The following is a 13,224-nucleotide window of genomic DNA, read 5'->3' as shown; positions in this document are numbered from 1 at the left end:
GCGGCCGCCGAAGGTCCGCCCCGCCGCCGTGCGCGACGGCACAGGCGGCATCGGAGCGCTCCGGCAAGACCAAGCCCTCGCCTCAGACGTCGGTTTCCAGATTCCGAGCCATCTCATCTCCGCCGGCGGCACCTCGCTCTCGATTGCCGCCCGGGTCGAGCGCCGACCGCGGCAGCTCGGCATCCGGCGCTCCACTCCGGCGCGCGGCTCGGACGGCAAGCCGAGCCAGCAGGAACAGGGGCAGGGCCACCGCCAGGCCCACAGGCAGGAGCACGGGCGAGAGGAAAAGCGGCAGGGCAAAGAGGTAGTAGAGCGCCATAAACGGCCTCAGCGCACATGGCCAGCCGAAAACCCGGAGATCGACCAGGCCGTCGGGGATGCGGCTGCTGGCGTCGACGTCGATGCAGAACTCGTCGGGCTTGTAGAGCTCGCCCGCGAAGATTGACACGTAGAGCGGCAGACCGGTGACGAAGCAGATCAGATAGCCGATCGCGAGCCATCGCAGGACCGTCCTCGGCCGCGCGCGGAAATATCGGAACGCCATGGCAGAGTGCTCATTGTTCGCTTTTTGTTCCAGTATACGCGCACCAACGCCGATGTCCAGCCGCCCGGACGCACTCCTCCGACCGGCGCCGGGGCAGGCCGGCAGGCCGGCAGGCCCGATGATCGGAAAGGTCCGCACGCGCCACCCCGCGGGCATCGACCGGAGCGCTGCCTCCTGCCATTGATCTTGATTGAACATTCAATCAAAATAACGTCCACGCCACGCGACGAGGCACCGAGGACGGGAGGAGGCCCTTGCCGAAGGTCGGCATGGAGACGCTGCGCCGGCGGCAGCTGATCGAGGCGACGATCGACACCATACACGAGGTCGGCTTCGCCAGCGCCAGCCTGCAGTCGATCGCGCGGCGCGCCGGCGTCTCGCCGGGCCTGGTCGCGCACTACTTCCGCGACAAGGAGGGCCTGCTGGAGGCGACGCTGCGCCAGCTCGCCGGCGACCTGGGCCGCGGCGCCGCGCAGCGCCTCGCCGCGGCGGCCTCGCCCTACGAGCGGCTGCTGGCGGTGGTCGACGCCAACCTGGAGGCGGCACAGTTCGACCGGCGCATCGCCACGGTCTGGCTGGCCTTCTGGGGCCAGGTGCTGCACTCGCCGCGCCTGCGCCGGGTCCAGATGGTCTACGAGCGGCGCCTCGTCAGCAACCTGCGCCACGCCTTCCGGCAGCTCGTGCCGGGCGCCGAGGCGGCGCGCCTGGCCGAGGCGACGGCGGCGCTGATCGACGGCCTCTGGCTGCGCGCGACCCTGTCCGTGGAGCCACCGGACCCCGACGAGGCGCGCGCCACCCTGCGCCGCTTCCTGAACGACAACCTGCCGGCCGACGCCGTCGAGCGGCGCACGCCGGCCCGAGAGCGGAGACGGAACAGTGGCTAGGTACGGCACGCTCAGGCCCTGGATCGGCAGCGGCTTCGCCGAGGCCGGCAGCGGCCAGAGCTTCGAGACGCGCGATCCCGCGACGGGCGAGGTCCTGGCCGAGGTCCAGGTCGCCGGCGAGGCCGCGGTCGAGGCCGCCGTCGCCGCCGCCGAGGCCGGCTTCCGGGTCTGGTCGCGGATGACCGGGACCGAGCGCGGCCGCGTCCTCAGGCGCGCCGCCGAGATCGTCCGCGCCCGCAACGACGAGCTCTCCGAGATCGAGACCCGCGACACCGGCAAGCCGATCCAGGAGACCCTGGTCGCCGACGCCGCCTCGGGCGCCGACTGCCTGGAGTACTACGGCGGCCTCGCCGGCAGCCTCGCCGGCGAGCACATCGACCTCGGCCACGCCTTCGCCTACACCCGGCGCGAGCCGCTCGGCATCTGCGCCGGCATCGGCGCCTGGAACTACCCGATCCAGATCGCCTGCTGGAAGTCGGCGCCGGCGCTGGCCTGCGGCAACGCCATGATCTTCAAGCCGGCCGAGCTGACGCCGCTGACCGCGGTCAAGCTCGCCGAGATCTACCGGGAGGCCGGCCTGCCCGACGGCGTGTTCAACGTCGTCCAGGGCTTCGCCGAGACCGGCCGCCTGCTGACCCGCCACCCGAAGATCGCCAAGGTCTCCCTGACCGGCGAGGTCGGCACCGGCCGCAAGGTCATGGCCGACGCCGCCGGCGGCCTCAAGCACGTCACGCTGGAGCTCGGCGGCAAGTCGCCGATCCTGGTGTTCGAGGACGCCGACCTCGACCGTGCCGTCTCCGGCGCCCTGCTCGGCAACTTCTTCTCGGCCGGCGAGGTCTGCTCCAACGGCACCCGGGTCTTCGTGCAGGAGAGCGTGCGCGCGGCCTTCCTGGAGAAGCTGGTCGCGCGCACCGAGGCGATGACGGTCGGCGACCCGCTCGATCCCGCGACCCAGGTCGGCGCCCTGATCTCCGAGGGCCACATGGCGAAGGTCCTGGGCTACATCGAGACGGGCAAGGCCGAGGGCGCGACGGCGCTGACCGGCGGCGGCCGGATCACCGAGGGCGCCTGCGCGAAGGGCTGGTTCGTCGCCCCCACCGTCTTCGACGGCTGCCGGGACGACATGACCGTCGTGCGCGAGGAGATCTTCGGGCCGGTCATGGCCGTGCTGTCCTTCGAGGACGAGGAGGAGGCGATCCGGCGCGCCAACGCGACGGACTTCGGCCTGTCCGCCGGCGTCTTCACCCGCGACCTCGCCCGCGCCCATCGCACGATCGCACGGCTCCAGGCCGGCACCTGCTGGATCAACACCTACAACGTCACGCCGGTCGAGATGCCCTTCGGCGGCGTCAAGCAGTCGGGCCTCGGCCGCGAGAACGGCAAGGCCGCGATCGAGCACTACTCCCAGCTCAAGTCGGTCTACGTCGAGCTGGACGAGATCGAGGCGCCCTACTGAAGGGCCGGTGAGGCTTCGCTCCACCCTTCGACAGGCTCAGGGTGAAGCGAATGGCGGTGCGGCGCGGACCTCCGCTTCGTCCCGAGCCTGTCGAAGGATGGAGCAGACCGGCAGGGACGGTCCGCGAGAGAGCAAGAGCATGAGCGACAAGGTTTACGACTACGTCATCGTCGGCGCCGGCTCGGCGGGCTGCGTGCTGGCGGCGCGGCTGACCGAGGATCCGCAGGTCTCGGTGCTGCTGCTCGAGGCCGGCGGGCCCGACAAGGGCCTGATGAGCTGGCAGATCCACATGCCGCTGGCCTTCGCCGAGCCGCTCAAGGGCACGCGCTACAACTGGGCCTTCGAGTCCGAGCCCGAGCCCTTCATGGACAACCGGCGGATCATCCAGCCGCGCGGCAAGGTGCTGGGCGGCTCCTCCTCGATCAACGGCATGGCCTACGTGCGCGGCCATGCCCGCGACTACGACCGCTGGGCCCAGTCGGGCCTGTCCAACTGGTCCTATGCCGACTGCCTGCCCTACTTCCGGCGCGCCCAGAGCCACGAGTTCGGCGCCGACGAATACCGCGGCGACTCGGGACCGCTCAAGGTCTCGGCCGGCGACGTCACGACGCCGCTGTCGAAGGCCTGGATCGAGGCCGGGCGGCAGGCCGGCTACTTCATCACCGAGGACATGAACGGCTACCGCCAGGAAGGCATCGGCCGGATGGACCAGACCAGCTGGAAGGGCGAGCGCTGGTCCGCCGCCAAGGGCTACCTGCGCCCGGCCATGGCACGGCCGAACCTGACGGTCGTGACCCGCGCCCAGAGCCGCCGGATCGTCTTCGAGGGCCGGCGCGCCGTCGGCGTCGACTACGTCGCGGACGGACGGCAGCAGGTCGCGCGCGCCGGCCGCGAGGTCATCCTCTCGGGCGGCGCCATCGGCTCGCCGCACCTGCTGCTGCTGTCCGGCGTCGGCCCGGCCGACCAGCTCCGCGACCTCGGCATCGAGGTCGTCGCCGAGCTGCCCGGCGTCGGCGAGAACCTGCAGGACCACCTGGAGATCTACGTCCAGTACGCGGCGACCCAGCCGGTCTCGCTCTATCCGCTGCTCAAGCCCTGGAACAAGCTCAGGGTCGGCGCCGAGTGGCTGTTCCTGCGCCGCGGCCCCGGCACCTCCAACCAGTTCGAGGTCGGCGGCTTCATCCGCAGCCGCGCCGGCATCGAGCACCCGAACCTGCAGTACCACTTCCTGCCGATCGCGATCACCTACGCCGGCACGGCGCCGGCCGCCGGCCACGGCTTCCAGGCCCACGTCGGGCCGATGCGCCCGACCAGCCGCGGCCGGCTGTGGCTCGACAGCGCCGACTGGCGCCAGGCACCGCGCTTCGTCTTCAACTACAACGAGACGGAGAACGACCGGCAGGAGATGCGCGACGCCGTGCGCCTGACCCGCGAGATCTTCCGGCAGAAGGCCTTCGACGGCCTGCGCGGCGAGGAGCTGGCGCCCGGCCCGCGGGCGCAGAGCGACGCCGAGATCGACGCCTTCGTGCGCGAGCACGGCGAGAGCGCCTACCACCCCTCCTGCACCTGCAAGATGGGCCCGGCCGGCGACTCGATGGCGGTGGTCGACGGCGAGGGCCGGGTCCACGGCCTCGAGGGCCTGCGCGTGGTCGACGCCTCGATCATGCCCTCGATCCCCTCGGGCAACCTCAATGCGCCGACCATCATGCTGGCCGAGAAGCTCTCGGACGCGATCCGCGGCAAGGCATCCCTGCCCCGCTCCGAGGCGCCGGTCTGGATCCACCCGGACTGGGAGACGCAGCAGCGGTAGTCCGACGGCAGGCCGGCTTGCGCGCGGCCACGCGACTGCGGCTCGGCAACCTCCCGCCGGAGCCCGACCAGGTCACGGCTCCGCAGGAAGAGGAAGCGCAGCGGCCCTCGGAAGCCCGCTCAGAACCGCCAGGTCGTGCCGAGGAAGCCGACGAACTGGTCGGCCGAGCCCGCGTCCCTGACGATCGGGCTGTCGGCGGCGTCGCCGAGCAGGCGCTTGTAGACCAACGTCGGCCCGACGCTCCAGCTCTTCGACAGGCTGAAGTCGAAGCCGGCACTCACGCTGACGTCCTTGAAGCCGCCGCCCGGGCTGTAGGGCGCGAGACCGCTCGCCGCGGCCCCGGCCTGGCTGACGCCGAAATAGGTCTGCTCGTAGGTCTCGCTGGCGTAGGTCGTCGAGACCCCCACCCGCACCGACAGCGGCCGCCAGGGTACGAAGGTCTGCGAGATCCGTCCGGTGGCGAGCCAGCCGTCGTGGGTGCCGCTGACGTCGTGCAGGAACTCGACCATCGGCACGAAGTTCTCGCGCGGGTCCTCGCCGGTCGACAGCTTGACCCCGAAGAAGGCGCCGGCCTCGAAGGCGCCGTCGATGCCCGGCAGGCGGTCGACCCGGGAGTCCGCGACGCTGCTGCGCCCGAATCGGTAGTTGAACAGCGGGCCGCCGAACACGTCCGACGGCGGCAGCAGGTCGAGCTGCACCGAGGTACCGCGCGTGGACAGCCCGAAGCCGCGCCACGTCAACCGCGCCGCGGGCGCCGGAACCGCTTGGTAGTGGTTCGAGCCCTCGTAGTCCGGCGCGAGGCCGCCGCCCAGGGACAGCGAGCCGTGGAGGGCGTGAGGATCGCGCTCGCCCTCCCAGTCGGCGGCCCGTGCCGAAAGGCCGCCAAGCAGCAGGCCGCTCCCCAGAACCGCAGCAGCCAGAGTTCGAACCCGCATCTTGCCCCTTTCGCTCGAGCGCGCTCCGTGCAATCGATCCGCACGGGCGCTTCGTCAATATGTGGCGACCCGGCAGGTTAACAATCCCCGGTTCGGGAGTTCCCTTGGCCAAACGATTCCAGCGCCGAGTCGAGGATTTCGTCTGCGAGCATTGCGGCCGCGCGGTGACCGGCGACGGCTTCACCAACCACTGCCCGGCCTGCCTGTGGAGCAAGCACGTCGACCTCGATCCCGGCGACCGCGCCGCCGGCTGCGGCGGCGCGATGCGCCCGGTCGCGGTCGAGAGCCGGGCCAGGGGCTACCTGATCACGCACCGCTGCGAGCGCTGCGGCCTGGAGAAGCGCAACCGCGCCAGCCCGGCCGACGACTTCGCCGCGATCCTGGCGGTCGCGCGCGGCCGCGCCGACCCGCGCAGCTAGCCTACTTGAACCCCAGCAGCTGGTCGGGCAGCCAGGTCACCGTCTCCGGGAAGAGCATCACCACGACCATGACGACGACCTGCAGCAGGATGAAGGGGACGACGCCCCAGTACATCTGCTGCAGCGTCATCTCCGGCGGCGCGATGCCGCGCAGGTAGAAGATCGCCGGCGCCATCGGCGGCGTCAGGTAGCTGGTCTGGATCATGATCAGGATCAGCATCGAGAACCACAGCGGGTCGAAGCCGGCGCTGTTCACGAAGGGCATGAACAGCGGCACGAAGATCAGCAGGATCGAGATCCACTCCAGGAAGAAGCCGGCGATGAAGACCATGCCCAGGAACAGGAAGATCATGCCCCAGGGGCCGAGGTTCACGCTGTTCAGCAGGTCGGTCATGACCATCATGCCGCCGGTCGCCGCGAAGACGCCGGTGAACAGGCTGCCGGCCAGCAGGATCAGCATGATCATCGAGGTCACGGTCAGGGTCTTGACCAGCGCCTCGCCGAAGGTCGCCAGGGTGAAGCGGCGGTAGAGCAGGGTCAGCAGGATCGAGCCGAGCGCGCCCAGGGCGGCGGCCTCGGTCGGCGCCGCGATGCCGCCCATGATCGAGCCGAGCACGGCGACGATCATCAGCATCGGCGGCAGCAGCGCCTTCAGCGTGATCGCCAGCTTGGTCGCGAGGTCCGGATCGTCGGCGGAGGGCGGCACGCGCGGGCCGGCGTCCTTGTCGATCAGGCAGTAGGCCAGGATGTAGAGGACGTAGAGCGCCGAGAGGATCAGGCCGGGGATGATCATGCCGACCATCAGGTCGCCGATCGAGACGTTGGCGATCGGCCCGAGCACCACGACCACGACCGACGGCGGGATGATCGTGCCGAGCGAGCCGCCGGCGCAGATCGTGCCGCTGATCAGGCTGTTGCGGTAGTTGAAGCGCATCATCGCCGGGATCGCGAGCAGCCCGACCACGGTCTCGGTCGCGCCGATCACGCCGGTCGAGGCGGCGAAGATGATGCACATCACGACCGTGCCGACGGCGAGGCCGCCGGGCAGCCGGCGGGTCCAGAGATGGACCGCGTCGAACAGCGACTCGGCGATGCCCGAGCGCTCCAGCATCGCGCCCATGAAGACGAACAGCGGCACCGCGGCCAGCACGAAGTTGGTGGCGACGTCCTCGATCTTCTGGGTGAACTGGAAGAAGGCCGCCAGGTCGAAGGTCATGACGCCGAACACGAAGGCGACCGACATCAGCGAGAAGGCGACCGGGAATCCCAGGAAGATCAGCAGGAACAGGGCCGGGAACATGAGCAGGGCTTCCATGCGCTCAGAGCTCCTGTTCGCGGTACAGCGGGTGGTCGGACATCTCGGCGGGCAGGTCTCCGGCGCCGTCCCCGTCCAGGTCGAGCGGCCGGCCGATCAGCACGGCGGCGCTCTTGATGATCTCGGCGACGACCTGCAGGCCGAGCAGCGCGAAGCTGGAGGAGATCATGACGCGCAGCGGCCAGATCGGCGGGTTCCAGGCCGACTGGCCGGTGCGCTCGCCGCTCTGGATCGCCTGCCACGCATAGTTCGCGAGCGTGTCGGTCAGCAGCACCAGGAAGGGCAGCAGCAGGAAGAGGTAGCAGACCAGGTCGATCCCGGCGCGCCAGCGCGGCGGCAGCTTGGCGTAGATCAGGTCGATGCGGATGTGGCCGCCGCGCTGCAGGGTGATCGCTGCGCCCAGCAGGAAGTGCGCGCCGGTCAGCGTGTAGCCGAGCTCGAAGGCCCAGATCGTGGGCTCGAGCAGCACGTAGCGGGCGAACACGTCATAGACGGTGGCCAGGGCCAGCGGCAACACGATCAGCGCCGTGACGTAGCCGATATTCGTCGTGACGCGCTCGATGGCCTTGACGATCGAACGCATGGACAGAGGAGCTCCCTGGAAAGCGCGGGGGAAGCGGGAACGGGCCGGAGCGGAACCGGGAGGGCGGATAGCCGAAGGGCGGCGGGACCTGCGCCCCGCCGCCCCCGCGACCGGCCGGAGCCGCTACTCGGTGTCCTGGGTCTTGACGTTGCGGTAGCGGTGCGCGTCCTTCCAGAGGTCGGCGAAGGCCTCCTGGCTCTTCAGCACCTTGGCGAACCAGGGATTGTCCTTGGCCTGGCCCTCGGCCCACTTGATGCCGAGCTCGTGCGCCTTGTACTGGACCTCAGGCGCCAGCTCGATCACCTCGTTGCCCTGCTCGCGATAGAAGGCCAGCGCCTTGGCGTCCTCCTGGCCGATGGTCAGCCAGGAGTTCATCGTCGTGACGAAGGCGGCCTGCCTGATGATCTCCTGGTCGCCGGCGGAGAGGCTGTCCCAGACCTTCGGGTTGATCACCAGCTCGAAGGGCGCGGTCGGCTGGTGCACGCCCGGGATGATCACGTACTTGGTGACCCGGTAGAAGCCCGGCGCGATGTCCTCGTAGAGCGTGCCCCACTCGGTGGCGTCGATCGTGCCGCGCTCCAGAGCGGTGTAGACCTCGCCGCCCGGCGTCGTCACCGGCGCCGCCCCCATCTCCTTGGAGATCTCCAGCCACGCGCCGGCGGTGCGCAGCTTCAGGCCCTTCAGGTCCTCGAGCGTGCGCACCGGCTTGCGCGAATGCAGGAAGGCCTCGGCGGTGCGGATGAACAGCGGCATGGCGACCAGGTTGAACTTCTCCTTGCGCCACTCGGCCCAGAGCTCGTTGCCGCCGCCGCGATAGAGCCAGTGCAGCATGTGCTCGGTGTCGAAGCTGCCGGCATAGCCGCCGAACAGCACGGCGGTCGGGTCGGCGCCCCAGTCGTAGCCGGGCCAGGTGTGGCCCATGTCGGCGATGCCCTGCTGCACCGTCTCGGAGACCTTCAGCGCCGGGCCCAGCGTGCCGCCCGGGAAGACCTGGACCTCGAGGCGGCCGTTCGACAGCTCGGCGACGTTCTTGGCGAAGGCCTTGGCGCCGATCTCCATCAGCGGCCCACCGGCCCAGCCGGTCGCCATGCGGAAGCTCCGCTCGGCGGCCTGCGCGTGCCCCGAGGGCAGCCCCGCCGCCACGGCGAGCGCCGCGGCGAGCACGAGGCCCCGCAAACCCGTCTTCATGTCCAACATCGATACCTCCCCTGTTGATTGTCCTGCGCCGCCCTGGACGGCCGTTGCCCCGGCGCCGCTCAGCGCGTCGTCGGCATGTCCGCCAACGCCGCCTCGATGTCGGCGTCGGTCATCTCCCATTCGTTGCCGAAGTTGGCCACGACCTGCCGCATGAAGGCCTGGTAGGCGCCCTTCGCCCGCGCGTCGTCGCCCCAGTGGTCGGCGAGCAGCGCCAGCGCCAGCTGGGCGGGCTCGGGGCCCTCGTAGCTCCACTCGAAGCCGTTGCGCGACAGCGCCAGCAGGTCGGTGCGCGGATCGAGAGGCCGGCCGTCGACCGTCACCATCAGCCCGTCGATCGTGCGATCGCCGCGATAGGTCTTCATGTTCCCGGAACCCCGACGTTTCCCCAAGGCGACCGGTCATTCGTGACCAGTCGTGTACCAGTGATATATTTTTGACATTCTAACCCCGGCTCGTCACGCTGAAAAGGTCGGCATGCCCATCCAAGCGGAAAGAAAGTTTCGAACGCGCCTCCCGTGCGGCGCAGGCGGTACTGGCCCGGCTCAACCAGCCTGGTGTATCGAGGAACCGCGGCTCCGGCCGGGCGGAGCACGCGTCGAGAGAGGCCGCGGACCAACGAACGGATGAGGGACGGCATGGCCGAGAGCAGCAGGTCGGATCCGGAAGCGCAGCCGGCGGACGACGGCGGCAGCCTGACCGACCGGGCCTACCGGCAGCTCGAGGAGCTGATCGTGACGCTGCGCCTGGCGCCGGGCGAGGTGCTGTCCGAGGCGGCGCTCAGCAAGCAGCTCGGCATCGGCCGCACGCCGATCCGCGAGGCGCTGCAGCGCCTGGCGCGCGAGGGCCTGGTGGTGATCCTGCCGCGCCGCGGGATCCTGGTCGCCGAGATCAACGTGCGCAGCCAGCTCGAGCTGCTGAAGGTGCGCCGCGAGCTGGAGCGGCTGATGAGCCAGCTCTGCGCCCGGCGCGCGACCCCGGCCGAGAGGCACGCCTTCGCCGAGCTCGCCGCCGACATGGAGCGGGCCGCGAGCGACGACGACGACGTCGCCTTCATGCGCCAGGACCGCCAGCTCAACGCCATGATCTCGCAGTGCTGCCGCAACGAGTACGCGCTGAAGGCCCTGGGCCTGACCCACGGCCTGTCGCGGCGCTTCTGGTACCAGCACTACCGTCAGGTCCTCGACCTGCCGCTCTGCGCGCGGCTCCATGCCGCCCAGGCCCGCGCCATCGCCGAGGGCGAGCCGCAGGCCGCCGCCGCGGCCTCGGACCGGCTGATCGACTACATCGAGACCTTCACCCGGGCGACGCTCGACGCCGACTCGCCGGCCGTCGCACGCGCCTGACCCCGGCCCGCCGCGGCCCGGCGCCGGCGCCTCAGCCCAGGTGGGCCCGCAGGTCGTCGGCGTTGCGCCGGCGGCGCTCGCGCCTGAGCCGGCTCGGCGGGCAGCCGTAGAGCTCCAGGAAGGCCCGGGCGAAGTGCGAGGCCGACTGGAAGCCGGTCGCCAGCGCCACCTCCATCACCGGCATCGCGGTGTGCTCGAGCAGCTGCCGGGCGCGCGCGAGGCGCAGGTTGCGGTAGAAGCCGCCGGGCGTCTGCTGGAAGAAGCCCAGGAACAGCCGCTCCATGTGGCGCGGCGAGACGCCGGCGAGCCGGGCCAGGGCCGGCTTGTCGAGCGGCGTCTCGAGGTTGCGCTCCATTGCGTCGACGCAGCGCGCCAGGGCCTCGTGGTGCACGCCCAGGCGCTCCGACAGGCGCTGGCCGCCGGGCTCGCCGGCGCCGCTCGCGCCGCGCACCCGGCCCAGCTCGCCGGCGACGGCGTCGGCCAGGCTCTCGCCCTCCCAGCCGGTGATCACCTCGAGCGCCAGCCGCAGGCCGGCCTCGCTGCCGGCCGCGGTCATCACCGCGCCGGGATCCGAGTGCCCGAAGCCGGCGATCGGGTGGCGGCCGAAGGTCTCGAAGAAGGCCGGCGCCAGGCGCGGCTGCACGAAGGCGCTCTCGGGCGCCGCCAGGCCGGCCCGGGCGAGCAGCCAGGCGCCGGCGTCGAGCCCGGCGAGCGCCGTGCCGAAGCGCGACAGGCGGCGCAGCCAGTCGAGCAGCTCGCGCGCCTCGAGGCCGATCGCGGCCTCGCCGCCGCAGACGCAGAGCAGCGCGTAGTCGAGCGATTCGACGGCGACCTGCTGGATCGCGACCCGGGCGCCGCTGCGCGCCCGCGCCGGCTGCGAAGTCAGCCCGACCGCGCGGACCTCGATGCCCGGCGTCGGCCGCCGCCGGTGCGCCTCGGCGAAGGCCTCGGCCGGCAGGGCGAAGCTGCCCAGGTCGTAGCCGTCGAGCAGGAGGAAGCCGACCTGGCGCGGCCGGCCCGGCGCCGCGGCCGGGACCGGCGGAAGCGCCGGGGGGAGCGTCGAAGCCGGCGTCAGCGCTCGCCCTTCTGCTTCTGGCCCTTGGCCTCGGGGAAGACCCAGAGGGCGAAGATCATGAAGGCGCCGAGGCCCCAGGCGACGTAGCCCGGGCCCTGGTGGCCGAGGCCGAGCTGCCACCAGCCGGCGAAGGCGGCGACGAGGACGACGATGGCCGAGAGGATCAGCTTGATGTGCGTCGGCATGGCGAGGCTCCCTTCCTGAACGCGATCATAGGACCTGGTTGAGCGCCGCGGCCAGGGCGCCGCCGGCGAGCAGCACCAGCAGCAGGCCGGGCCGGCCGTTGCGCAGGCCCGCGGGCAAGAGCTGGAACAGGAGCGGCCCGGCCAGCAGCGCCAGGCCGCCGGCGATCACCGCCGGGGCCAGGGCGAGACGGTCGAGCGCGAAGCGCAGGGCGCCGAGCCCGAGCAGCAGGACCGCCAGCAGCGCGAGCAGCAGCAGCGCGTCGGCCAGGGGCCCGCGCTGCGCCGGCGTGCGGGCAGCGAGCGGCAGGAAACCGCCGAGCAGCACCAGGGCCGCGGCCAGGACGGCGACCCCGGCGGCGAACAGGCCGAGCGCGGCGATGTCGAGCGAATCCAGGCTCACGGGCGCGTCGCTTCCCCCTTCGTCCGCCGCGCGGTCCGGCCGTCGTGCGCTTGACCGCGGCCGGCCGGCGGCATTAAGCAGGGTTGATATATCAGTGACGCATCAGCAGGGGCAAGGGAGGCGAACCGTGGCCGATGGCGAGAAGAAGAAGCGCACCATCACCGAGATCCGCGAGTCGAAGCGGACCGGCGAGAAGATGGTCTACACCTCGGTGCCGGACTACACCTCGGCGCGCTGGGCCGAGATGGCCGGGGTCGACGTCTGCGTCGTCGGCGACAGCCTCGCCATGGTCGCGCACGGCCACAAGAGCACGATCCCGGCGACCATGGACATGATGGTGATGCACGCCCTGGCGGTGCGGCGCGGCGCGCCCGAGACCTTCGTGCTCGGCTGCATGCCCTACCAGAGCTACAACACGGTCGAGCGGGCGCTGGCCAACGCGACCCGCTTCATGCAGGAGGCCGACTGCGACGCCGTCAAGCCGCAGGGCGGCAAGAGCCAGGCGCAGATCCTCAAGGCCCTGGTCGACGCCGGCATCCCGACCGCCTCGCACATCGGCCTGACGCCGCACACCATCGCGATGTTCGGCGGCTTCAAGATCCAGGGCCGCACCGCCGAGGCAGCGATGAAGATCCTGGAGGACGCCCTCGCAATCCAGGACGCCGGCTGCTTCATGCTGGAGTTCGAGGCCGTGCCCGCGCCGATCGCCAGGGTCATCTCCGAGCAGCTGGAGATCCCGACCATCGGCATCGGCGCCGGCGCCGGCACCGACGGCCAGATCCTCCTGAGCTACGACCTGCTGGGCGTGTTCACCGACTTCAAGCCGAAGTTCACCAAGCGCTACGCCAACCTGACCGAGGTCGCGGTCGGCGGCCTCAAGCAGTACGTCAAGGAGGTCAAGGAAGGCTCCTTCCCCGACGACGACCACAGCTACGGCGTCAAGGAGGGCGTGCTCGAGGAGTTCCAGGCGCTGATCGAGAAGCGCCGGCAGGTCTGAGGGCCGCGGGACGCTTCCATTCGCTTCATCCTGAGCCTGTCGAAGGGTGGAGCGAAATCGGCACGGGCGGTGACCGAATGG

15 protein-coding genes are annotated in these 13,224 nt (G+C 71.1%); 6 read left to right on the top strand and 9 right to left on the bottom strand.

Annotation, left to right across the window (positions count from 1 at the left end):
* Nucleotides 1-82: 82 nt before the first annotated feature.
* Nucleotides 83-544, bottom strand: coding sequence for a hypothetical protein (locus B9O00_RS20320; protein ID WP_085124560.1), 462 nt, complete (start codon nt 542-544; stop codon nt 83-85).
* A gap of 254 nt (nt 545-798) precedes the next feature.
* On the opposite strand from B9O00_RS20320, the gene betI reads away from it, so the two are divergent.
* The 3 genes from betI (at nt 799) to betA (ending at nt 4,694) form a co-directional block, all read left to right on the top strand.
* The gene (gene betI, locus B9O00_RS20315) at nt 799-1,428 is read left to right on the top strand and encodes a transcriptional regulator BetI (protein WP_085124559.1); all 630 of its coding nucleotides are present in this window, start codon (nt 799-801) and stop codon (nt 1,426-1,428) included.
* On the top strand, nt 1,421-2,884 hold the full coding sequence (gene betB / locus B9O00_RS20310; RefSeq protein WP_085124558.1) for a betaine-aldehyde dehydrogenase: 1,464 nt from the start codon (nt 1,421-1,423) through the stop codon (nt 2,882-2,884). The genes betI and betB overlap by 8 nt, the downstream gene beginning before the upstream one ends.
* 139 nt (nt 2,885-3,023) lie before the next feature.
* Nucleotides 3,024-4,694 (top strand): choline dehydrogenase, encoded by a 1,671-nt coding sequence (gene betA / locus B9O00_RS20305; RefSeq protein WP_085124557.1) that lies wholly within the window; start codon nt 3,024-3,026, stop codon nt 4,692-4,694.
* Nucleotides 4,695-4,813: 119 nt separating this feature from the next.
* Here the strand turns inward: betA and B9O00_RS20300 are convergent, their stop codons facing one another.
* On the bottom strand, nt 4,814-5,629 hold the full coding sequence (locus B9O00_RS20300; protein ID WP_085124556.1) for a MipA/OmpV family protein: 816 nt from the start codon (nt 5,627-5,629) through the stop codon (nt 4,814-4,816).
* A gap of 104 nt (nt 5,630-5,733) precedes the next feature.
* On the opposite strand from B9O00_RS20300, the gene B9O00_RS20295 reads away from it, so the two are divergent.
* Nucleotides 5,734-6,048, top strand: coding sequence for an RNHCP domain-containing protein (locus B9O00_RS20295; protein ID WP_200808595.1), 315 nt, complete (start codon nt 5,734-5,736; stop codon nt 6,046-6,048).
* 1 nt (nt 6,049) lies between these two features.
* Here B9O00_RS20295 and B9O00_RS20290 read toward each other — a convergent pair whose 3' ends face one another.
* The 4 genes from B9O00_RS20290 to B9O00_RS20275 all read right to left on the bottom strand — a co-directional run bounded on the left by B9O00_RS20290 (nt 6,050) and on the right by B9O00_RS20275 (nt 9,505).
* Nucleotides 6,050-7,363, bottom strand: a complete 1,314-nt coding sequence (locus tag B9O00_RS20290; protein WP_085124554.1) for a TRAP transporter large permease — start codon at nt 7,361-7,363, stop codon at nt 6,050-6,052.
* A gap of 4 nt (nt 7,364-7,367) precedes the next feature.
* Nucleotides 7,368-7,946, bottom strand: coding sequence for a TRAP transporter small permease subunit (locus tag B9O00_RS20285; RefSeq protein WP_085124553.1), 579 nt, complete (start codon nt 7,944-7,946; stop codon nt 7,368-7,370).
* 123 nt (nt 7,947-8,069) lie between these two features.
* A complete protein-coding gene (dctP, locus tag B9O00_RS20280) occupies nt 8,070-9,134 on the bottom strand; it encodes a TRAP transporter substrate-binding protein DctP (protein ID WP_089229751.1) in 1,065 nt (354 codons plus the stop codon).
* A gap of 68 nt (nt 9,135-9,202) precedes the next feature.
* Complete coding sequence (locus B9O00_RS20275; RefSeq protein ID WP_085124551.1) at nt 9,203-9,505, bottom strand: DUF6166 domain-containing protein; 303 nt, start codon at nt 9,503-9,505, stop codon at nt 9,203-9,205.
* Nucleotides 9,506-9,778: 273 nt separating this feature from the next.
* Here B9O00_RS20275 and B9O00_RS20270 point away from each other — a divergent pair, with 273 nt between their 5' ends.
* Complete coding sequence (locus tag B9O00_RS20270) at nt 9,779-10,486, top strand: GntR family transcriptional regulator (RefSeq protein ID WP_085124624.1); 708 nt, start codon at nt 9,779-9,781, stop codon at nt 10,484-10,486.
* 31 nt (nt 10,487-10,517) lie between these two features.
* Here B9O00_RS20270 and B9O00_RS32615 read toward each other — a convergent pair whose 3' ends face one another.
* The 3 genes from B9O00_RS32615 to B9O00_RS20255 are packed head-to-tail and all read right to left on the bottom strand — an operon-like array spanning nt 10,518 to nt 12,146.
* The gene (locus B9O00_RS32615; protein WP_268810784.1) at nt 10,518-11,561 is read right to left on the bottom strand and encodes a GlxA family transcriptional regulator; all 1,044 of its coding nucleotides are present in this window, start codon (nt 11,559-11,561) and stop codon (nt 10,518-10,520) included.
* Nucleotides 11,558-11,746, bottom strand: coding sequence for a hypothetical protein (locus B9O00_RS33845; RefSeq protein ID WP_085124549.1), 189 nt, complete (start codon nt 11,744-11,746; stop codon nt 11,558-11,560). The genes B9O00_RS32615 and B9O00_RS33845 overlap by 4 nt, the downstream gene beginning before the upstream one ends.
* A gap of 25 nt (nt 11,747-11,771) precedes the next feature.
* Nucleotides 11,772-12,146 carry a hypothetical protein gene (locus B9O00_RS20255; protein WP_085124548.1) on the bottom strand — a complete coding sequence of 125 codons (375 nt, stop codon included), beginning with the start codon at nt 12,144-12,146 and terminating at the stop codon, nt 11,772-11,774.
* 127 nt (nt 12,147-12,273) lie between these two features.
* Here B9O00_RS20255 and panB point away from each other — a divergent pair, with 127 nt between their 5' ends.
* Nucleotides 12,274-13,143, top strand: coding sequence for a 3-methyl-2-oxobutanoate hydroxymethyltransferase (gene panB / locus B9O00_RS20250; protein ID WP_200808594.1), 870 nt, complete (start codon nt 12,274-12,276; stop codon nt 13,141-13,143).
* Nucleotides 13,144-13,224: the final 81 nt, after the last annotated feature.

This window comes from Tistlia consotensis USBA 355, assembly GCF_900177295.1.
In the GTDB taxonomy this organism is placed as follows: Bacteria; Pseudomonadota; Alphaproteobacteria; order Kiloniellales; family DSM-21159; genus Tistlia; species Tistlia consotensis.
This window is presented reverse-complemented; position numbering and strand designations above follow the sequence as displayed.